Origin of the sequence: Actinotalea caeni (assembly GCF_009733795.1) — a bacterium.
GTDB lineage: Bacteria > Actinomycetota > Actinomycetes > Actinomycetales > Beutenbergiaceae > Pseudactinotalea > Pseudactinotalea caeni.
The window spans coordinates 1-20119 of record NZ_WNXX01000040.1; the positions used below are offsets into that span (position 1 = coordinate 1).

Annotated in this window: 21 protein-coding genes and 1 pseudogene; 10 read left to right on the top strand and 12 right to left on the bottom strand. The window is 74.9% G+C overall.

Annotated features, from left to right (window positions below; genetic code table 11):
* Window positions 1-194: 194 nt before the first annotated feature.
* The 3 genes from GPA02_RS19035 to GPA02_RS19560 all read right to left on the bottom strand — a co-directional run bounded on the left by GPA02_RS19035 (window position 195) and on the right by GPA02_RS19560 (window position 1940).
* Window positions 195-977, bottom strand: a complete 783-nt coding sequence (locus tag GPA02_RS19035) for a zf-HC2 domain-containing protein (RefSeq protein ID WP_193567888.1) — start codon at window positions 975-977, stop codon at window positions 195-197.
* A complete protein-coding gene (sigE, locus tag GPA02_RS18285) occupies window positions 974-1576 on the bottom strand; it encodes an RNA polymerase sigma factor SigE (protein ID WP_156201881.1) in 603 nt (200 codons plus the stop codon). Before sigE ends, GPA02_RS19035 begins: the two co-directional genes overlap by 4 nt.
* Window positions 1577-1778: 202 nt before the next feature.
* On the bottom strand, window positions 1779-1940 hold the full coding sequence (locus tag GPA02_RS19560) for a hypothetical protein (RefSeq protein ID WP_338027540.1): 162 nt from the start codon (window positions 1938-1940) through the stop codon (window positions 1779-1781).
* Between GPA02_RS19560 and GPA02_RS18290 the strand changes: the two genes are divergently transcribed.
* Window positions 1903-2382: an O-methyltransferase gene (locus GPA02_RS18290; protein WP_338027541.1), complete on the top strand. Its 480-nt coding sequence runs from the start codon at window positions 1903-1905 to the stop codon at window positions 2380-2382. The genes GPA02_RS19560 and GPA02_RS18290 overlap by 38 nt on opposite strands.
* A gap of 12 nt (window positions 2383-2394) precedes the next feature.
* On the opposite strand, the gene GPA02_RS18295 is transcribed toward GPA02_RS18290, so the two are convergent.
* Genes GPA02_RS18295 through GPA02_RS18320 form a run of 6 tightly spaced genes read right to left on the bottom strand, consistent with a single transcriptional unit; the run spans window position 2395 to window position 7797 of the window.
* Entirely contained in the window at window positions 2395-3909 is a 1515-nt protein-coding gene (locus GPA02_RS18295) for a leucyl aminopeptidase family protein (RefSeq protein ID WP_156201883.1), read from the bottom strand.
* Window positions 3910-3917: 8 nt separating this feature from the next.
* On the bottom strand, window positions 3918-4085 hold the full coding sequence (locus GPA02_RS18300; protein ID WP_156201884.1) for a DUF3117 domain-containing protein: 168 nt from the start codon (window positions 4083-4085) through the stop codon (window positions 3918-3920).
* A complete protein-coding gene (locus GPA02_RS18305) occupies window positions 4057-4338 on the bottom strand; it encodes a hypothetical protein (protein ID WP_156201885.1) in 282 nt (93 codons plus the stop codon). The genes GPA02_RS18300 and GPA02_RS18305 overlap by 29 nt, the downstream gene beginning before the upstream one ends.
* A gap of 10 nt (window positions 4339-4348) precedes the next feature.
* Window positions 4349-5176 carry an LOG family protein gene (locus GPA02_RS18310; protein ID WP_156201886.1) on the bottom strand — a complete coding sequence of 276 codons (828 nt, stop codon included), beginning with the start codon at window positions 5174-5176 and terminating at the stop codon, window positions 4349-4351.
* The gene (dapE, locus tag GPA02_RS18315; RefSeq protein ID WP_156201887.1) at window positions 5173-6291 is read right to left on the bottom strand and encodes a succinyl-diaminopimelate desuccinylase; all 1119 of its coding nucleotides are present in this window, start codon (window positions 6289-6291) and stop codon (window positions 5173-5175) included. Before dapE ends, GPA02_RS18310 begins: the two co-directional genes overlap by 4 nt.
* Before the next feature lie 39 nt (window positions 6292-6330).
* Window positions 6331-7797 (bottom strand): NAD(P)H-quinone dehydrogenase, encoded by a 1467-nt coding sequence (locus GPA02_RS18320; RefSeq protein ID WP_414635376.1) that lies wholly within the window; start codon window positions 7795-7797, stop codon window positions 6331-6333.
* Window positions 7798-7828: 31 nt separating this feature from the next.
* Between GPA02_RS18320 and GPA02_RS18325 the strand changes: the two genes are divergently transcribed.
* From GPA02_RS18325 to GPA02_RS18360, 8 genes are all read left to right on the top strand, one after another.
* Window positions 7829-8725: a purine-nucleoside phosphorylase gene (locus GPA02_RS18325; RefSeq protein WP_156201889.1), complete on the top strand. Its 897-nt coding sequence runs from the start codon at window positions 7829-7831 to the stop codon at window positions 8723-8725.
* A complete protein-coding gene (locus GPA02_RS18330) occupies window positions 8722-10449 on the top strand; it encodes a phospho-sugar mutase (protein ID WP_156201890.1) in 1728 nt (575 codons plus the stop codon). Before GPA02_RS18325 ends, GPA02_RS18330 begins: the two co-directional genes overlap by 4 nt.
* Before the next feature lie 34 nt (window positions 10450-10483).
* The gene (locus GPA02_RS18335; protein ID WP_156201891.1) at window positions 10484-10666 is read left to right on the top strand and encodes a hypothetical protein; all 183 of its coding nucleotides are present in this window, start codon (window positions 10484-10486) and stop codon (window positions 10664-10666) included.
* 82 nt (window positions 10667-10748) lie between these two features.
* Window positions 10749-11771: a deoxyribose-phosphate aldolase gene (gene deoC / locus GPA02_RS18340; RefSeq protein WP_156201892.1), complete on the top strand. Its 1023-nt coding sequence runs from the start codon at window positions 10749-10751 to the stop codon at window positions 11769-11771.
* A gap of 17 nt (window positions 11772-11788) precedes the next feature.
* The gene (locus GPA02_RS18345) at window positions 11789-13234 is read left to right on the top strand and encodes an aldehyde dehydrogenase family protein (RefSeq protein ID WP_156201893.1); all 1446 of its coding nucleotides are present in this window, start codon (window positions 11789-11791) and stop codon (window positions 13232-13234) included.
* Window positions 13231-14124: an aldehyde dehydrogenase family protein gene (locus tag GPA02_RS18350; protein ID WP_156201894.1), complete on the top strand. Its 894-nt coding sequence runs from the start codon at window positions 13231-13233 to the stop codon at window positions 14122-14124. Before GPA02_RS18345 ends, GPA02_RS18350 begins: the two co-directional genes overlap by 4 nt.
* Before the next feature lie 411 nt (window positions 14125-14535).
* Window positions 14536-14895, top strand: a complete 360-nt coding sequence (locus tag GPA02_RS18355) for a hypothetical protein (RefSeq protein ID WP_156201895.1) — start codon at window positions 14536-14538, stop codon at window positions 14893-14895.
* A gap of 260 nt (window positions 14896-15155) precedes the next feature.
* On the top strand, window positions 15156-17486 hold the full coding sequence (locus GPA02_RS18360; RefSeq protein WP_240134136.1) for a glycoside hydrolase family 43 protein: 2331 nt from the start codon (window positions 15156-15158) through the stop codon (window positions 17484-17486).
* A 1-nt stretch (window position 17487) separates the two neighbouring features.
* On the opposite strand, the gene GPA02_RS18365 is transcribed toward GPA02_RS18360, so the two are convergent.
* On the bottom strand, window positions 17488-18252 hold the full coding sequence (locus GPA02_RS18365; RefSeq protein ID WP_156201897.1) for an amino acid ABC transporter ATP-binding protein: 765 nt from the start codon (window positions 18250-18252) through the stop codon (window positions 17488-17490).
* Window positions 18249-19106: an amino acid ABC transporter permease gene (locus tag GPA02_RS18370; RefSeq protein WP_156201898.1), complete on the bottom strand. Its 858-nt coding sequence runs from the start codon at window positions 19104-19106 to the stop codon at window positions 18249-18251. Before GPA02_RS18370 ends, GPA02_RS18365 begins: the two co-directional genes overlap by 4 nt.
* A 393-nt stretch (window positions 19107-19499) precedes the next feature.
* Between GPA02_RS18370 and GPA02_RS18375 the strand changes: the two genes are divergently transcribed.
* The gene (locus GPA02_RS18375) at window positions 19500-19991 is read left to right on the top strand and encodes a hypothetical protein (protein ID WP_156201899.1); all 492 of its coding nucleotides are present in this window, start codon (window positions 19500-19502) and stop codon (window positions 19989-19991) included.
* A gap of 10 nt (window positions 19992-20001) precedes the next feature.
* Here GPA02_RS18375 and GPA02_RS18380 read toward each other — a convergent pair.
* Window positions 20002-20119, bottom strand: a pseudogene (locus GPA02_RS18380) (IS481 family transposase); the annotation flags it as partial.

Sequence of the window (20119 nt, forward strand, 5' to 3'; positions counted from 1 at the left end):
GCACGCCGGGCGCGGGCGTCGGCTGCTCGGCCGCGGCCCCCTCCGGCGCGGGCGTGGGCGCGGCGACGCCCGGGGGCTGTGCCGCGGCAGGCCGTGGGCCGCCCTGCACGGGGGCCCACGCGTCGTCGCGCTCGGAGGTCATGGGGACATTCTCGCCGACCGCGGCGCCACCCGACGACGCGCGGTCGCGCGGCTCAGCCGACCAGTGCCGTCCAGCCGGTGAGCAGACGTCCGAGCAGGCCGTCTGGCGCTGCCTCCGGCAGCGCGGCGATGACCGCCTCGGCGGCCGCCTCGGTCTCGCCGTGCACCGCGACGACGCAGGGGCCGGACTCGAGCACGTACCAGCCGTCGACCTCGTAGACGGTGCGGCCGGAGACGACCTCGCTGCGTGCCCACGCGGCGGCGGCCTCGTCGAGCGTGCCGGTGCGCTCGAGGATCCGCGCCTCCCCCGCCGCGGTCGTCACGACGAGGTCGAGGGTCTGGGTGGCGCCGTCGTCGAGGATCGCGAGCGCGCCGACGCTCGCGTCGGTCGGCAGCGCCCAGGTGGCGAGCTCGCCGACCTCGGGGGCCGCCATCGCGGCCGGCAAGGTGGTCGGCGCGCCGGCGTCGACACGGGCCGCGTCGAGGACCGCGGAGGGCGTGGTGACCGGGCGCGGCGCGCCCAGCACGAACAGGGTGAGCACGAACAGGCCCACGAGGGCCGCACCGCCGCCGAGCACGAGCGGCGCCCGGCGCGGCCGGACCGGCTCCGGGGCCGGCAGCGAGCCCGCGGGCATCGCGAGCAGCCGGGCGGTGAGCTCGGGGCGCGCCTGCAGCGCGAGCGTGGACTCCTGGGTGCGGCGACGTGCGAGCTGCTCGAGCTCGACGGCGCGGCTGCACTCGGCGCAGCAGTCGAGGTGAGCACGCGCCTCGGCCGCGCGGCCGGGGCTCAGCTCGCCGTCGACGTACGGCGTCACGAGGGCACCGAGGTGCTTCATGCCACGGTGATCCCTGCACGGAAGGTGGGGCGGGGCTTCGGCGCGCGGTGCGCGAGGGCCTCCCGCAGCTGCGCGCGGCCGCGGTGGATCCGCGAGCGCACGGTGCCGGTGGAGATGCCCAGCGTGGCGCCGATCTCCTCGTACGACAGGCCCTCGATGTCGCACAGCACCACGGCGGCGCGGTACTGCGGCTTGAGCGCGTTCAGCGCCTCCTGGATGTCGACGTCGAGGTTGTCGTGCTCGAAGCCGCGCTCGGGCGAGGTGCGCTCGGGGGCGGGCACGCGCTCGGCGGACTCGCCCAGCGCGTCGAAGCGCAGCCGGGTGCGGCGGCGGGCGCCGTCGAGGAACAGGTTGGTGGTGATGCGGTGCAGCCAGCCCTCGAAGGTGCCCGGCTTGTAGGAGTCGAGCGACCGGAACACCCGCACGAAGGTCTCCTGCGTGAGGTCCTCGGCGTCCGCGCGGTTGCCGGTGAGCCGGTAGGCGAGGCGGTACACGCGATCCGTGTGCTGGGTGACGATCTGCTCCCACGACGGCGGCTGCCAGTCCCCGGTGGCGGGGGCGGCGCTCGGCGCGTTCTGGGTCACGTGTCCGTCTTCCATGGTCTCTCGAGCCTAGGTCGGCTCCCTGAGGGTTTCCTGAGAGGTGCAACGGTCGGGCCGACGGTTTCGTTCCCACCTCGGGCCGCCGGCTTCCCGGTGCGCCCGCGCACCCGGCGATAGGCTCTCGACCAGCTCGGCCGTCCCGGCCGCACGCACGATCCGAGGAGGCCGTCATCGCCACCGACAAGGTCCAGAGCTGGGTCTACACCGAGGAGTACTGCACCGAGCCCGAGACCGTCCGTGACGCGCGCGACCGCGCCGAGGAGCTCGGTATCAGCGCGGTCTCGCCCGGCGCCGGTGCGGCGCTGCGGCTGCTCGCGGCCGCGCTGCGGGCGCGCGCCGTCGCGGAGGTGGGCACCGGCACCGGCGTCTCCGGCCTGTGGCTGCTCGAGGGCATGGCCGACGACGGTGTGCTGACCACGATCGACGTCGAGGTCGAGCACCAGCGCGCGGCCAAGGAGGCCTTCGCGGCCGCGGGCGTGCGGTCCACCCGCACCCGCACGATCTCCGGGCGCGCGCTCGACGTGCTGCCGCGGCTCGCCGACGGCGCCTACGACCTCGTGCTCGTCGACGGCGACCCCGCCGAGGCCGCCGACTGCGCGGACCAGGCGATCCGGATGCTGCGCACCGGTGGTGTGCTCGTGGTCAACGAGGCGCTGTGGCACGACCGCGTCGCCGACCCCGCCCGCCGCGACGAGGACACCGTGGCGATGCGCGAGCTCGGGCGCCGCGTGCGCGACGACGAGCGCCTGCTGCCCGCCCTGCTGCCGGTCGGTGGCGGGCTGCTCACCGCCGTCAGGCGCTGACGGACGCGCCGGCTACGACGCGGCGAGCCAGCCGAGGAGGGCGCGGGCGGAGAACCCCGTGGGGCCCTTGGTGACCTCGTGCGCGTCCTTGTCGGCGCGCCCGGGGCCGGCGATGTCCAGGTGCGCCCAGGGGGTGTCGCCCGCGAACCGCTGCAGGAACAGCGCTGCCGTGATCGAGCCGCCGCCGACGTGCGGGTCGGTCGCGATGTGGCTGACGTCGGCCACGGCGGAGTCCAGCGCACCGCGGTAGTCGTCGACGAGCGGCATCGGCCACAGCGGCTCCCCCGCGGCGTCGCCCGCCGCGACCAGCGCCTCGCTGAGCTCCGGCGCGGTCGCGTAGAGCGCGGCGTGGAGCTTGCCGAGGCCGAGGCTCGCGGCGCCGGTCAGGGTCGCGACGTCGACGAGCACCGAGGGCGAGTACTGCTCGCGACCCCAGGCCATCGCGTCGGCGAGGACCATGCGCCCCTCGGCGTCGGTGTTGCCGATCTCGACGGTGGTGCCGTCGTAGACGCGCACGACGTCGCCCGGCCGGTAGGCCGAGCCGCTGACCGCGTTCTCCGCGAGCGGCAGCACCGCGACCACGCGCCGCGGCAGCGCCAGCTCGGCGGCCGCCAGCGTCACGGCGAGCACGATCGCGGCGCCGGACATGTCGGTCTTCATCGGCACCATCGCCTCGCGCGGCTTGATGCTCAGACCGCCGGTGTCGTAGGTGATGCCCTTGCCGACGAGCAGCACCGGGTCGCCGCCGACGCCCTTCGGGGCGTACTCGACCACGACCAGCCGCGGCGGCGACGCCGAGCCGCCGCCGACGGCGCCGAGACCGCCGAGACCGGTGCGGACGATCCAGGCCTCGTCGCGCACGGTGACGCGCAGCCCGGCCCGGCTGCCGCCGGCCTCCTTGACGAGCGCGACGGCCTGGTCGGCCAGCCACGCGGGGTTCTTGGTGCTCGACGGCGTGGCGGCGAGCAGGCGCGCCCGGCGGGTCGCGCGCGCGGCGACCTGGGCGGTGGTGACGGTGTCGGCGTCGACGTCGCCGACGAGGACGACCTCGGCCACCGGCGCCGTGGGTCCGTCGCTGACGCCCGTGAACGGCGGCCGGTAGGAGGCCAGCAGCAGCCCCTCGACCAACGGCCCGACCCCCTCGGCGTGGTCGCCGAGGTCGACGACGAGCCGGGTCCTGCCGGCGGCGGCGCGCGCGAGGGCGGCGCCCGCGCGGCGGAGCGCGGTCGAGCCGCCGTCGCCGGCTCCGGCGAGGTGCACCCGGGCGGGCAGGCCGTCCCACGGGGCGGCGCCGTCGAGCAGCGGCGGCAGCGTGAGGGTGGTCAGCTCACCGGCACGCCCGACCGAGCGCTCACCGGCCGCGAAGGCGGCCAGGTCGACGCCGAGCACGGCGTCGAGACCGGCGGGGACGGCCACGCCGTCGTCACCGGAGGTGACGAGCAGCGCGACGGCGTCCGCGCCGTCGAGCGTCCCCCGGGCGACCGGCCCGGGGGCATGGTTGACGTGCGGAACCAGGTCCGCAGGCATGCGCTCGACTAGCTCGCGACGGCGCTCAGCGCCTCGCTCAGCTCCGAGGCCTCGGTCGCGTTCAGCTCGACGACGAGCCGACCACCGCCCTCGAGCGGCACACGCATGATGATGCCCCGACCCTCCTTGGTGACCTCGAGCGGTCCGTCACCGGTCCTGGGCTTCATGGCTGCCATCGGCGGGCTCCCCTGTCGTTCTCGGGTGGTGCTGCGGATCTGGCGCGGGCATCTGGTCGTCGACCGGCCCGCCTGCAGGCTCGTGCCATTCTACGCCAGGTCGGCCGACGCGCGGCGTCCCCGGGTCCGGCGGCGGCTCGTACGGCGGCTCCATGGTGAGGTCCAGCCGCCCGCGGGAGGCCGCGACCGCGACGCCGACGACGAGCGCGGCGAGGGCCACGAAGCCCCACGTCACCCAGGTCACCCAGGTCACGGCGCGCCCGTCACCAGCCGTTGGTCCCGGTCGTCCCGGTGACGTCGTCCTCGAGCTCGGCGGCCGCCGCTTCCTCGGCCGCGGCCTGCTCCGAGCTGCGCATCTCGCGCACGCCCTCGACGACGAGCCGCACCGCCTCGTCGGGGTCGTCGGTCAGCCTGACCAGGTCGAGGTCCGCGGGCGAGATCGCGCCCCGGGCGGCGACCGTGTCGCGCAGCCACGCGAGCAGCCCGCTCCAGTAGTCGGTGCCGACGAGCACCACCGGGAACTGGCGGACCTTGCGGGTCTGCACGAGCGTGAGGGCCTCGAACAGCTCGTCGAAGGTGCCGAAGCCGCCCGGCAGCACGACGAACGCGTGCGCGTACTTGACGAACATCGTCTTGCGGGCGAAGAAGTAGCGGAAGTTGACGCCGAGGTCGACGTAGCTGTTCATGCCCTGCTCGAACGGCAGCTCGATGCCGAGCCCGACCGAGGTGCCACCGGCCTCGTGCGCCCCCTTGTTGGCCGCCTCCATGACCCCGGGGCCGCCACCGGTGATGACCGCGAAGCCCGCGGCGACCAAACCGGCCGCGACCCGCTCCCCCAGCTCGTACTCGCGGTCGCCGGGGCGGAACCTCGCGGAGCCGAACACGCTGACCGCCGGCCCCAGCTCGGCGAGCGCCCCGAACCCCTCGACGAACTCCGCCTGGATGCGGAGCACCCGCCAGGGGTCGGAGTGCACCCAGTCGGCACCGTCCTTGTCGCTGAGCAGCCGCTCGTCGGTGGTGGTGTCCGGGATCTGCTTCCCGCGCAGCTGCACGGGGCCCTTGCGGTGCTCCCGGGGTCGTGTCTCGGTCATGTCGTCCTCTCGGTGGGATCGGTGCCGGCCAGCCAGGCGCCGAGCGCGGCCGCGCACGAGACGATCTGCGCGGTGGGCACGCGCTCGTCGTCGGCGTGGGCCAGGCTCGGGTCGCCGGGGCCGAAGTTGACGGCGGGCACCCCGAGCTCGCTGAAGCGGGCGACGTCGGTCCAGCCGTACTTGGGGTGCGGCACACCCCCGGTGACGGCGCCGACGGCGGCGACGAAGTCCTGCGCGACCGGGTGGTCGAGACCCGGCCGGGCGCCGGGCGCGGCGTCGGTGAGCTCGAGCGGGAAGCCGTCGAGCACCTCGGCGACGTGCGCGAGCGCCTGCTCGGGGGTCTTGTCGGGCGCGAAGCGGTAGTTGACGGTGACGACGCACTCGGGCGGGATCATGTTGCCCGCGACGCCACCGCTGATGCCGACGGCGTTGAGCCCCTCGCGGTAGCGCAGCCCGTCGACCTCGACCTCCGCCGGGGTGTAGGCGGCCAGTCTGGTGAGCACCTCGCCGGCGTCGTGCACGGCGTTGTGACCCATCCAGGCGCGCGCCGAGTGCGCGGTGCGACCGGGCAGCCGCACGTCGACGCGCAGCGTGCCGTTGCAGCCGCCCTCGATGTTGCCCTGGCTGGGCTCGCCGAGCACGGCGAAGTCGGCCGCGAGCCAGTCGGGGTGGTGGCGCGCCACCCGGCCGAGGCCGTTGCGGTCGCCCTCGACCTCCTCCTGGTCGTAGAAGACCCAGGTGACGTCCTTGGACGGCGCACGCAGACGGGCCGCCAGGTGGAGGGCGACGGCGACGCCGCCCTTCATGTCGACCGTGCCTCTCCCCCACAGCTCCTCGGCGCCGTCGGGGCCCGGCTGCCGGCGGGTGGGCAGGTTGTCGCGGATCGGCACCGTGTCGAGGTGACCGGCGACGACGACGCGCGCGTCCCTGCCCAGGTGCGTGCGGGCGATCACCGCGTCGCCGTCGCGCAGCACCTCCAGGTGCTCGAACGGCCGCAGCGCACGCTCGACGGCGTCCGCGAGCACACGCTCGTCACCGCTGACGCTCTCGATGTCGCACACCGCCTGGGTGAGCGTGACGACGTCGGTGGTGAGCAGGTCCGGGAGGTCGGTCACGTCGCGACACTACCGACCCCGGGCGTCGTGCCCGCGCCGTCAGCCGCGCTTGTCGTGCAGCACGCGGGCGGCCTCGGCGATCGAGCCCGACAGCGAGGGGTAGACCGTGAACGCGTTCGCGACCTGGTCGACCGTGAGCCGGTTGGCGATCGCGAGCGTGATCGGGTGGATCAGCTCGCTCGCCCGCGGGGCGACGACGACGCCGCCGAGCACGAGCCCGCTCGCGCGGTGGCTGAACAGCTTGACGAACCCCTCGGTGATGCCGAGCATCTTCGCGCGCGGGTTGCGCGCGAGCGGCAGCGTCGTGACGGCGCCGCGCACCTTCTGCGAGGTGATGTCGTTCTCGGCGATGCCGACGGTCGCGATCTCCGGCGCGGTGAAGATGTTGGCCGAGACCTGCCCGAGGTCGAGCGGTGAGACGGCGTCACCGAGCGCGTGCCACATCGCGATCCGCCCCTGCATCGCCGCGACCGACGCGAGCGCCAGCACGCCGGTGCAGTCGCCGGCCGCGTAGATGCCGCGGGCGGTGGTGCGCGAGACCCGGTCGACGTCGATGTGGCCGCTGCTGGTCGTGCGCACGCCGGCGCTCTCCAGCCCGAGGTCCTCGGTGTTGGGGACGCCGCCGACCGCGAGCAGGCAGTGCGACCCCTCGACCTGGCGACCGTCGGCGAGCTCGACCACCACGCCGTCGCCGACACGGCGGACCGCGGCCGCGCGCGAGCGCGACAGCACCTCCATGCCGCGCCGCCTGAAGACGCCCTCGATGAGCTCGGCGGCGTCGGCGTCCTCGTTGGGCAGCACGCGGTCGCGCGAGGACACGAGGGTGACCGCCGCGCCGAGCGAGCGGTAGGCGCCGGCGAACTCGGCGCCGGTGACGCCCGAGCCGACGACGACCAGGTGCTCGGGGATCTCGACGAGGTCGTAGAGCTGGGTCCAGGTGAGGATGCGCTCGCCGTCGGGCTCCGCCGTCGGCAGCACGCGCGGGCGGGCGCCGGTGGCGAGCAGGATGACGTCGGCCGGCAGCCGCTGGTCGCCGTGGCGGGTGCTCGCGACCACCTGGGAGGGCCCGTCGAGGCGGCCGGTGCCGTCGACGATCGCGACACCCTCGCGCTCGAGCCGGGTGCGGATGTCGCGCGACTGCGCGGCCGCGAGGTCGAGCACGCGCCGGTCGACCATCTGGAAGTCGACGTCGACCTGGCCGTCGCCGTCGCCGCGCGGCCGGATGCCGAGGCTGGGTGCGTTCTCGGTCGTCGTCATGAACTCGGCGGTCGCGATGAGCGTCTTGGAGGGCACGACGTCGGTGAGCACCGCGGAGCCGCCCAGCCCCTGCCGCTCGACCACGGTGACGTCGGCGCCGAGCTGGCGCGCCACCAGCGCCGCCTCGTAGCCACCGGGGCCGCCGCCGACGATGACGACGCGCGACCCCTCCCGTGTGCTGGAGGGACCGACGGAGACCGGTCCTGAGGAGTCCGGTTCGGGGTGCGCCTGGGGCGCCGAGGTCGTCACGCCTCCCCATTGTGCCCGGTAGGTTCCGAGCATGAGTCACGCCACCCCTGCCTCGCCCGCCGAGGGCGCACCCCAGCCCTCCTCCGAGCCGGTCGTCCCCGACCTCGACGACCCCGCCGTCGACCCCGCCGACGTCGCCCGTGCGGCCGCCCTGCGCATCGCCGAGATCTCCGGCATCGAGCGGCACGACGTCGCGCTCGTGCTGGGCTCCGGGTGGGGCGGCGCGGCGGCGCAGCTCGGCGAGGTCGTCTCCGAGATCGGGGCCGAGGACGTGCCCGGGTTCTCGCGCTCGGGCGTGCCCGGGCACGCGGGCACGCTCAGCTCGGTCGCCTACACCGACGCGGGCGGGACCCGGCGCCACGCGCTCGTGCTCGGCGCGCGCACCCACTACTACGAGAACAAGGGCGTGCGGCGCGTCGCCCACGGTGTCCGCACCGCGGCGGCGGCCGGCGCCTCGGTCGTCGTGCTGACCAACGGCTGCGGCGGGCTGCGGCCCGAGTGGGGCCCGGGCACCGCCGTCCTCATCAACGACCACATCAACCTCACCGCGGACTCCCCGATCGAGGGCGCGACGTTCGTCGACCTCACCGACCTGTACTCGGCGCGGCTGCGCGAGGTCGCGCGGTCGGTCGACCCCGACCTCGAGGAGGGCGTCTACGTGCAGTTCCGCGGGCCCCACTACGAGACGCCCGCCGAGGTGCAGATGGCGCGGCGGATCGGCGGCGACCTCGTCGGCATGTCGACGGCGCTCGAGGCGATCGCCGCCCGGCAGGCCGGCCTGGAGGTGCTCGGCATCTCCCTCGTCACCAACCCGGCCGCCGGGATCTCGCCGACGCCGCTCTCCCACGCCGAGGTGCTCGAGGCGGGCGCGGCCGCCGGTCCCCGGATCGGAGCGCTGCTCGCCGACATCGTGCGGAGGATCGCGTGAGCGCCGACGCCGACCTCCTCGCGCGGGCGCGCGCGTGGGCCGACGACGACCCCGACGACGCCACCGCCGCGGAGCTGCGCGCGCTCGCCGAGCGGGCCGCGGCGGGCGACGCGGACGCGCTGGCCGACCTCGCGGACCGCTTCGCCGGCACCCTGCAGTTCGGCACGGCGGGGCTGCGGGGCGCGCTCGGCGCCGGGCCGATGCGCATGAACCGCGCGGTCGTCATCCGGGCGGCTGCGGGGCTGTCGTCGTTCCTGCACGAGCGTCTCGGCGGACCGCCGGTCGTCGTCATCGGCTACGACGCACGGCACGGCAGCGACCGGTTCGCGCAGGACACCGCCGACGTCGTCGCGGCCGCGGGCGGGCGCGCGCTGCTGCTGCCGCAGGCGTGGCCGACGCCGGTGCTCGCGTTCGCCGTCCGGCACCTCGGCGCCGACGCCGGCGTGATGGTGACGGCGTCGCACAACCCGCCGCAGGACAACGGCTACAAGGTCTACCTGGGCGGGCGCGTGGTCACCGACGCCGGCCAGGGCGCCCAGATCGTGCCGCCCTACGACAGCGAGATCGCCGAGGCGATCGCCGCCGTCGGGCGGGTCGCCGACATGCCTCGCTCCGCCGCGGACGCCGAGCGAAACGGGGGCACGCAGGAGGTGCTGGGCACCGACGTGCTCGACGCCTACGTGACGCGCGCGATGCGGCTCGCGCCCGCGGGCGGCGCCCGCGACGTGCGGGTCGTGCTCACCCCGCTGCACGGCGTGGGCGGCGCGCTCGTGGAGCGCGTGCTGCGCGAGGCCGGCTTCACCGACGTCACGGTCGTGGCCGAGCAGGCGGCGCCGGACCCCGACTTCCCCACGGTCGCCTTCCCCAACCCCGAGGAGCCGGGTGCGCTCGACCTCGCGCTGGCGACCGCGCGCCGGGTCGACGCCGACCTCGTGGTGGCCAACGACCCGGACGCCGACCGCTGCTCGGTCGCCGTGCCCGACCCGCGCGCCGAGGGCGGCTGGCGCCAGCTCAGCGGCGACGAGGTGGGTGCGCTGCTCGGCGAGCTGATCGGGTCCTCCGCCGCCGGCACCGGGGCGACGCTCGCCTGCTCGGTGGTGTCGTCGCGGCTGCTCGCGGCAATCGCTGCACGGCACGGCCTGGAGTTCCGCGCGACGCTCACCGGGTTCAAGTGGATCGCGCGCGTGCCTGGCCTCGACTTCGGCTACGAGGAGGCGCTCGGCTACTGCGTCGACCCCGCGGCCGTCCGCGACAAGGACGGCATCACCGCGGCGCTGCTGATCGTGACCCACGCGGCGCGGCTGCGCTCGATCGGCCGCTCGCTGCTCGACGCGCTCGACGACATCGCCCGCGCCTACGGCGTCTACGCGACCGGCCAGCTGTCGGTGCGCGTGGCGGACCTCTCGCTCATCGGTGCCGCGATGAGCCGGCTGCGGCAGGCGCCGCCGACGACGCTGGGCGGGTCGGCCGTGGTGCGCACGCTCGACCTCTCCGAGGGCACCGAGGAGCTCCCGCCGACCGACGGCCTGCTGTACGAGACCGCCGACCGCAGCCGCGTCATCGTGCGCCCCTCGGGCACCGAGCCCAAGCTCAAGTGCTACCTCGAGGTGATCGCCGACGTCGAGCACGACGCCGACGACGCCCACCTCGCCGAGGTGCGCGCCCAGGCGGCCGAGCGCCTCGCCGCGGTGCGCGCCGACGTCGCGGCAGCCGCCGGGGTCTAGCGGCCGGGCCACGGGCAGGGCAGACCTGCCCGCGGTGCGCGAGCCCGCGGGAACCCGCGCGACCAACGGCCTCCTGGGCGTCGTCGACGAGCTCGACGGCGGCACGGGCGGCGAGCGCGGCAGATCGCACATGTGGCGGCCCGGCGAGCCCGACCCCACGCCTGCCGACGGCAAGGGCGGCACGCACAGGCGGGCGCCGAGGCACCGCGCCGGGTGACCAGCACGCCACCCCGGCAGCGACGGCGCGGTCACCGGCCGCAGCGACGTCCACGGTGCGAGACGCGGCCTAGACTCGACCCATGAGCACAACGGCGTCGTCGGGCACGGTGGTGCGCCCGTGGGACCGCAGCGCGGCGCAGGTCGCCCAGGACGCCGCGGGCCTCATCGGGTCGGCGGAGATCAGCAACACCGCGCTGCGGCGCTACCTGTTCGGGCTGCCCGGCGTCGACGAGGTCGGTGCCAAGGCCCGCGCCGCGCAGCTCGGCACCCGGTCGATCAAGACGACCGCCAAGGCGTGGGCGCTCGACACGATCATCTCGATGATCGACCTCACCACGCTCGAGGGTGCCGACACCCCGGGCAAGGTGCGCTCGCTCGTCGCCAAGGCGCGCACCCCCGAGCCGGGCGACCCCGGCTGCCCGCGACCGGCCGCCGTCTGCGTCTACAACGACATGGTCTCGACCGCCGTCGAGGCCGTCGGCAGCTCGGGCATCCACGTCGCCGCGGTGTCGACGGCGTTCCCCTCCGGGCGCGCGTCGCTCGCCGTCCGGCTCGCCGACACCGCCGACGCCGTCGCGGCCGGTGCGGACGAGATCGACATGGTCATCGACCGCGGCGCGTTCCTCGCCGGCGACTACCTCAAGGTCTACGAGGACATCGTCGCGGTGCGCGAGGTGTGCCACCAGGGCGAGCGCCCCGCCCACCTCAAGGTCATCCTGGAGACCGGTGAGCTGGTCACCTACGACAACGTGCGCCGCGCCTCGTGGCTGTCGATGCTCGCGGGCGCCGACTTCATCAAGACCTCGACCGGCAAGGTGCAGCCCGCCGCGACGCTGCCCGTCACGGTGGTGATGCTGGAGGCCGTGCGCGACTTCCTCGCCGCCACCGGCGTGCAGGTCGGCGTCAAGCCCGCCGGCGGCATCCGCACCAGCAAGGACGCGATCAAGTTCCTGGTCGCGGTCAACGAGGTCGCGGGCGAGCGGTGGCTCGACCCCGACTTCTTCCGGTTCGGCGCCTCGACGCTGCTCAACGACGTGCTCCTGCAGCGGCAGAAGCTGAGCACCGGCGCCTACTCCGGCCCCGACTACGTGACGATCGACTAGACGGCGAGCGAGCACCCATGAGCCTTTTCGAGTACGCACCGGCACCGGAGTCGCGCGCCGTCGTCGACATCGCCTCCTCCTACGGGCTGTTCATCGACGGCGCGTTCACCGAGGGCGCCGGTGGCTCCCTGAAGACGATCAACCCCGCGACCGAGGAGGCGCTGGCCGAGGTCGCGGTCGCCGACGAGACCGACGTCGACCGCGCCGTCGCCGCCGCGCGGCGCGCGCACGAGCGCATGTGGGGCCCCATGCCCGGTGCCGAGCGCGCCAAGTACCTGTACCGGATCGCCCGGCTGCTCGCCGAGCGGTCGCGCGAGTTCGCGGTGCTGGAGACGCTCGACAACGGCAAGCCGATCCGCGAGTCCCGCGACGTCGACGTGCCGCTCGCCTCGGCGTGGTTCTTCTACTACGCCGGCTGGGCCGACAAGCTCGACTACGCCGGCTACGGGCCGAACCCGCGGCCGCACGGCGTCGTCGGCCAGGTCATCCCCTGGAACTTCCCGCTGCTCATGCTCGCGTGGAAGATCGCCCCCGCGCTCGCGACCGGCAACACCGTCGTCCTCAAGCCGGCGGAGACCACGCCACTGACGGCGCTGCTGTTCGCCGACCTGCTCCAGCAGGCCGAGCTGCCGCCCGGCGTCGTCAACATCGTCACCGGCGCGGGGCCGACCGGTGCCGCCGTCGTCGGCCACCCGGGGGTCGACAAGGTCGCCTTCACCGGCTCGACCGCGGTCGGCAAGAGCATCGCGAAGCAGATCGCCGGCACCCGCAAGCACGCGACGCTGGAGCTGGGCGGCAAGGCCGCGAACATCGTCTTCGCCGACGCGCCGATCGACCAGGCGGTCGAGGGCATCGTCAACGGCATCTTCTTCAACCAGGGCCAGGTGTGCTGCGCCGGCTCCCGGGTGCTCGTCGAGGAGCCGCTGCACGACGAGCTGGTCGACCGCCTCAAGGCGCGTCTCGGCACCCTGCGGCTCGGCGACCCGATGGACAAGAACACCGACATCGGCGCGATCAACTCCGCCCGCCAGCTCGAGCGCATCACCGACCTGAGCGCGGCCGGCGAGGCCGAGGGTGCCGTGCGCTGGAGCGCGGACTGCGCGATCCCCGAGAGCGGCTTCTGGTTCCCGCCGACCGTGTTCACGCAGGTCAGCGCCGCGCACCGGATCGCGCGCGAGGAGATCTTCGGCCCGGTGCTGAGCGTGCTGACGTTCCGCACGCCGGCGGAGGCGGTCGCGAAGGCGAACAACACCCCCTACGGCCTGAGCGCGGGCATCTGGACCGAGAAGGGGTCCCGCATCCTCTGGATGGCGGACCGGCTTCGCGCCGGCGTCGTCTGGGCGAACACGTTCAACAAGTTCGACCCGACCAGCCCGTTCGGCGGCTACAAGGAGTCCGGGTACGGCCGCGAGGGCGGCCGGCAGGGTCTGGGTCCGTACCTGGTCGAGGGAGACGTGCGATGACGGTGGTCGGCGAGGGGCGGCGCGTCGACGTCCGCAAGACCTACAAGCTCTACGTGGGCGGGGCGTTCCCCCGCTCGGAGTCGGGCCGCACCTACGAGGTACGCTCGGCGCGCGGCGCGTTCCTGGCGAACGCGGCGATGGCCTCCCGCAAGGACGCGCGCGACGCCGTCCGCGCGGCCCGCGCCGCGCAGCCGGGGTGGGCCGGTGCGACGGCGTACAACCGTGGCCAGGTGCTGTACCGGGTCGCGGAGCTGCTCGAGGGACGGCGGGCGCAGTTCGTCGCCGACATCCGGGCCGGCGAGGGGCTCACCGGGCCCCGTGCCGAGGCCGCGGTGAGCGCCGCGATCGACCGGTGGGTCTGGTACGCCGGGTGGACCGACAAGGTCGCCCAGGTCGCGGGCAACGCGAACCCCGTGGCCGGGCCGTACTTCAACCTCTCCTCCCCCGAGCCGACCGGCGTGGTCGGGGTGATCGCGCCGCAGCGCTCGTCGCTGCTCGGCCTCGTCAGCGTGATCGCGCCGCCGCTCGTCATGGGCAACACGGTCGTGGTCGTCGCGTCCCAGGAGCGGCCGCTGCCCGCGATCACGCTCGGCGAGGTGCTCGCGACCTCCGACGTGCCGGGCGGCGTCGTCAACGTCCTCACCGGCCGGACGGCGGAGCTCGCCCCGGTGCTCGCCTCCCACATGGACGTCAACGCGCTCGACCTCGCGGGTGCCGTCGACGCCGACGGCGTGACGTGGGGCGACCTGGAGGCGCTCGCGGCGGACACCGTCAAGCGTGTGCGGCGCCCGCAGGGCGACGCCGAGCCGCGGTGGCGCGACGAGCAGTCCCTCGCCCAGGTCCTCGCGTTCACCGAGACCAAGACCGTCTGGCACCCCAAGGGGACCTGAGCGGCAGCAGCGGCGACGCCGGCGCGACGAGCGACGCGCCGGTGCCGGACCGGTGAAAACGCCCCTGCCGCGAGTGTCGTCGATCGGGCGTGGGCAGCGGGATCTCGCTGAAAACGAGCCTTCCCGGATCGGGCCTCGCGCGAGGTGGTCCCCCAAACCGCCCGACCGACGCGCGCCGATCGCCTAGTCTTCACCGGGTGTTCGCCGGGGAACGTCAGGATCAGCGCTCGTGAGCGGTCCAGGGAGCACTGCCGAACCTCCTCCGTCGCCGACGACGCGCTGACGGTGCGGAGCCGACGCCGCTGAGCGGCCGGACCGCAGGTCGGCACGCCGACCGAGCTCTACGAGAAGCCGGTCAACACGTTCGTCGCGGCGTTCATCGGGTCGCCCGCGATCAACCTGCTCCACGACGTGCCGGTCTCCGAGGGCCGCGCCCGGCTGGCCGCCGGGTGCGCGCTGCCGCTGCCCCGCTCCGCCGACCACGCGCGGGTGACCGTCGGCATCCGCGCCGAGGGCTTCGAGGTCGTCGGTGCGGCGGCCGACGGCGACGACGTGCTGGAGGTGACGGTCGCCCGGGTCGAGCGCATGGGGTCGGAGATCCTCCCCTTCTGCGACCCCGTGGCGCCCTCGGAGTCGATCACGATCGACGCACCGCACCTGGTGGTGCGGCTCGACAAGCGCCAGCAGCTCGCCGTCGGCGACGCCCTCCGGCTCCGCCTCCACCTGCCCGAGGTCCTGGTGTTCGACCCCGACGGCGTCACGATCGGCTGAGGCGTCCGTCGAACCGCCCTCGGGACGTGGCGCGACGAGCACCTGCGCGGCCCTGTGCGCGCACCGAGACGGAGGCGCCGATCCGGACCGGCTCCGACCCGCCCGGGCGAGCCGTCGGGTTGTCGGGACAAGGTTGTCGCGTCACGTTATGGTCGGTAGGTTCGGTCGGGAGTGCCCCGCACGGACGACAGACAAGGACATCGATGTCGGCGTCTCCCCGACCACTCCGCACAGCTCTCACGACCGCGGCCACCCTCGCCGTGGTCCTCGGCGGGACCGTCGCCCCGGCGGCGGCCGAGACCGGCGACGACCCCGCCGTCGACACCTCCGACGACCGCGCGGTCGCCGCGGCGGCGGTCGCACCCACTCCCCCGCCGGCGCCGGCGACGATCACCAACCCGGTCTCCTCGCCGTTCGCGGACACCTTCGCCGACCCAGCGGTGCTGCGCGGCAAGGACGGCTGGTGGTACGCCTACGCGACCAGCGACCCGCTGGTCAGCGGCGGCGAGTTCGGGCTCATGCACATGGCCCGCACCCGTGACTTCGCGGACTGGGAGTACCTCGGCACCGTGTTCGACGAGACGACCCGACCGGCGTGGGCCGCCGAGGGCTCGTACTTCTGGGCGCCCGACGCGCGCTACGTCGACGGCGAGTATCGCCTGTACTACACGGTGACGGACTCGGCGGCGAAGCCCGGCAACGACCCCGGGATCGGGCTGGCGACCGCTCCGACGCCCGCCGGCCCGTGGACCGACATCGGCGAGCCCGTGCTGGAGTCGCGCGCCCTCCCCGACTCCGGCGACCCGCCCGCCTACCAGGGCCTCATCGACCCGTCGCTGTTCGTCGACGACGACGGCAGCCTCTACCTCTACGTGGGTGGCTTCAACGGCGGCCCGCACGTGACGCGGCTGGACGAGACCGGCCGTCACGCCGTCGGCGAGCTGACGCAGGTCGCGGTCGCCGACCGCTACGAGGGCTCCTACGTCGTGCGCCGCGGCGACTTCTACTACCTCATGCTCTCCGCGGCGGGCTGCTGCTCGGCGGTCGCGAGCGGGTACAGCGTCTTCGTCGGGCGGTCGGCGAGCCCGCTGGGTCCGTTCCTCGACCACGAGGGCGCCCCGCTGCTGGCGTCGGCGGCCGGCGGCACCCAGGTGCTCGCGGCGAACGGCAACCGCTGGGTGGGCGTCGGCCACCACAGCGTCATCACCGACAGCACCGGCCAGGACTGGATCGTCTACCACGGCATCGACCGCGACAACGGCTGGCTGGACGAGCCGGGCGGCATCAACCGCCGCCCGATGCTCGTGGACCGCCTCGACTGGATCGACGGCTGGCCGGTCGTCAACGCCGGCGCCGGGCCGAGCGACGGCCCGGTGCCCGGCCCCGTGCTGGGCTCGGCGATGGGCGTCGTCAGCGACAGCCCGGCGTCCGGTCGCGCCCTCGTGCCGCTCACCGGCTCCTTCCGGACGCGGCCGGACACGACCACCGACGCCGGCGACGTCGCGGTGCTCGCGCCGGGCCGACTCCTGCCCGGCGTGGTGACGGCACGCGAGCTGCTCCGCGGCGAGAACCGGTTCGCGACCGACGTCCGGCTCGAGCCGGGCGCCGAGACCTGCGTCCGCGTCGATGGTCTGCGCGACCACGTGCGCGTCTGCCTCGACGACCGCGACCGCACCCTGTCGGTGGCGGCGACGCACCGGCGCACCACCGCGAAGGACGAGGCGTCGCTGCCGGAGCGGCTCGACCTCGGCAGCTGGCACACGCTCGTCGTGACGCTCGACGGCGACGGCGTGCGCGCCGAGCTCCAGGAGTCCGGGCTGGCCGACCCGGTCGCCGTCGCGTCCGCCGCGCTGCCCGCGGGCGGCGACGTGCAGGGGCTGCTCTCGCTGCTCGGGCGGCGCGGCGCCGTCGAGCTCGACAACCTCACGGTCGCGCCGCTCGCCCAGGCCCCCGAGCGGGTGCCCGACCCGCGGGTGGGCGACGTCGTCTGGAACGAGCCGTTCGACGGCGACCTCGAGGAGGTCCTCTCCCACGGCTGGACGCTGCTGCAGGACCACCCCGGCCTGACGGCGTCCGAGGGGCGTCTGCACTGGCCGCTCACCTCGGGCGACCTCGCAGGCGCCGACGGCGGCTCGGCGCTGCTGCGCCCGGCGCCGGAGGGCGACTGGGTGATCGAGACCGACCTCGTGCTCGACCTCGGCAGCGACACGGTGCGCAACTTCCAGCAGGCCGGACTGGTGGTCTACGCCGGGCCGCAGCAGTTCGTCCGGCTGAGCACGGTCGCGCTCGGCACCGCGCGCGTCGTGGAGTTCTTCACCCAGCGCGACGCCGACGGGCTCGTCGTGCAGGGCGGTCACCTCGACGGCCCGCCGGCCGCCGAGATCACGCTGCGCATCGTGCGCACGCACGACGCCGACGGCGTGCAGCTGTACCGCTCGGCGTTCTCGACCGACGGCGGCGACACCTGGCGCTGGGGCATGACCTGGACGCTGCCGGCCCGCACCGACGTGCAGATCGGTCTGACCGCCGGTGGCGGCGCCACCCCGGCCGCGGTCGCGGAGTTCGAGGACTTCCGCGTGCGAGCGGTGTGAGTCAGCCGCCCAGGTAGGCCGCGAGCTCGGGCGTGCCGGGGTCGTCGATGATCGACGGCGGCCCGGACTCCCACACCCGCCCGGCGTGCAGGAAGCACACGCGGTCGGCGACGCGACGGGCGAAGCCGAGCTCGTGCGTCGCCACCAGCATCGTGGTGCCGGTGGCGCGCACGCTCGCGAGGATGTCGAGCACCTCCCCCACCAGGGCCGGGTCGAGCGCGGAGGTGACCTCGTCGAGCAGCAGCAGGTCGGGGCCGGTGAGCAGCGCCCGCGCGATCGCGGCGCGCTGCTGCTGGCCGCCCGACAGCTGGCCGGGGTAGGCGCCCTCCCGGCCGGCGAGCCCGACCCGGTCGAGCATCGCGACGGCGTCGGCCTCGGCCTCGGCCCGGGGCCGGCGGTGCACGAGCCGCGGCGCGAGCGTGAGGTTGTCGAGCAGCGTGAGGTGGTCGAACAGGTTGTAGGCCTGGAACACCAGCCCGAGCCGGGCCCGGACGGTGTCGGCGTCGACCCGCGGGTCGGTGACGTCGACGCCGCGCAGCGCGACCACGCCGTCGTCGACCTCCTCCAGCAGGTCGACCGCCCGCAGCAGCGTCGACTTGCCGGAGCCGGACGCACCGAGGAGCACGACGCACTCGTGCTCGGCGACGTCGAGGTCGAGGCGCTCCAGCACCACGTGGTCACCGAAGGACACCCGCAGCCCGCGCACGCTCAGCACCGCGGTCGGGTCGACGGCGAGGCCGGCCACGGGCGCGTCGGCCGCGCTCATCGGGCCACTCCTGCCGCGGGTCGGGTCGCGCCCCAGCCCCGGCGCTCGCTGTAGGCGTCGACGGCGCGGGTGAGCGGGATCGAGACAAGCAGGAAGAGCAGACCGGCGACGACGTAGGGCGTGAAGTTGTAGGCGCCGGTGACCGCGATCTGCGCGGCACGGATCGCGTCGACCGCGCCGAGGATCGAGATCAGCCCGGAGTCCTTCTGCAGCGACACCACCGTGTTGAGCAGCGCGGGGGTGGTGTTGCGCACCGCCTGCGGCACCACGACCCGACGCGTGGTCTGCGCGCGCGTGAGGCCCAGCGCGCGGGCCGCGGTGACCTGCGCGGGATGCACGGCGTTGATGCCGGCGCGGAAGATCTCCGCGGTGTAGGCGGTGTAGGTGAGCACGATCGCGAGCGTGCCGAGGTAGACGCCGTCGCCTGGCAGCCAGGGCAGCCGCAGCGACGGCAGCCCGAACCCGACGAGCAGCAGCACCAGCAGCAGCGGCAGCCCGCGGAACACGTCCACGTACGCCGCCACCAGCGCCCGCAGCGGGAACAGCACGGGCGACGCCGTCGTGCGCACGATCGCGAGCAGCAGCCCCACGACCAGCGAGACGACGACGGTGACCACCCACACCCGCAGGTTCAACCACAGGCCCTCGAGCAGCGCCGGCAGCACCTCCAGACCGCGGTCGACGTCGAGGAAGGCGTCGCGGGTGCGCTCCCAGCCGGGCGAGGTGACGACGACCAGCACGGCCGCGGCGACGAGCACCAGCGTCGACAGCGCGGCGACGGCGAACGAGCGCCGACGACGCCCCGCGCGGAAGGCCGCGCGCTCGACGGCGACCGGCGACGGCTCCCAGGTCACGTCCCGATCCCGCCGGTTCGCCTCACGTGCACATTGTGGCCCATCGCCGGGCGGCCACCGCGACCGCGACCCCTGCCTCGACCGGGGCCACAGCGACACGGCGAGGACCGCGACCGCGAGGTACACCGCCGAGACGGCCGGCGCCGACGCAGGAGCTCGGCGTCATCCCGTCGGCACGAGCCGGAGCAGCGCGGCGACACCGGCCACCGGCAGCGCGGCCTGGAGCGCCGCCGCCTGGGCGCACGGTCGGCGGCACGGGCGCTGACCGGCTCACGCTGGCCCGGTCCGCTCTCCTGGCGCTCTCATGGGCCGACCCGCCGAGGACGGCGGGCCGCGACCAGGTCGGCGGCGCTAGCGTGGTCCTCGCAGAGAGCACCGGCGCCGGAGGGGGACGTGACCGCACGAGGACGGCTCACCGCGCTCGCGCTCGCCGCGGCGGCGCTGACCGCCTGCGCACCTGCCGAGGAGCCGGGACCGCCGATCGCGCCGAGCGTGCTCTCCGGGCTGCACGCCGCGATGGGCGAGGTGCAGCGGCTGGCGGCGGCGGACGACGGCGACCTGAGCGCCTTCCTCGCCGACGACGCGTGCGTCCCGGTCGACGTCATGTACTACTGCCCGATGTGGGGCTGGACAGACGACCCGGCCGGCACGTGGCCCGAGACGGACGATCCCGCCGCCCTCCGGGTCCCCACCGGCGACCTCGCCCCCGCGCTGGCCGTCGAGCAGTTCGCGGCGATGCCGGTCGCGGAGCAGCGCGACGCGCTGCTCACCGACCTCCTCGCCGCGGTCGAGGCCACCCCGAAGGTGCTCGAGGACCAGGCGCTGCTGCACGACAGGCCGCTGCCCGCCCACGTGCTCGAGGAGTTCCCGGAGCTGCGCGGCTAGGTGTACTCGGTCAGCACGTTGGTGACAGTCGGCTGATCGGTGGCTTGCCTCCGCAGGCGGTGTGGGCTCGAGCGTAGTTGTAGTGCTTGAGCCATGGGGCCAGCGCGTCGGCTCGGGCGGTGTTCGAG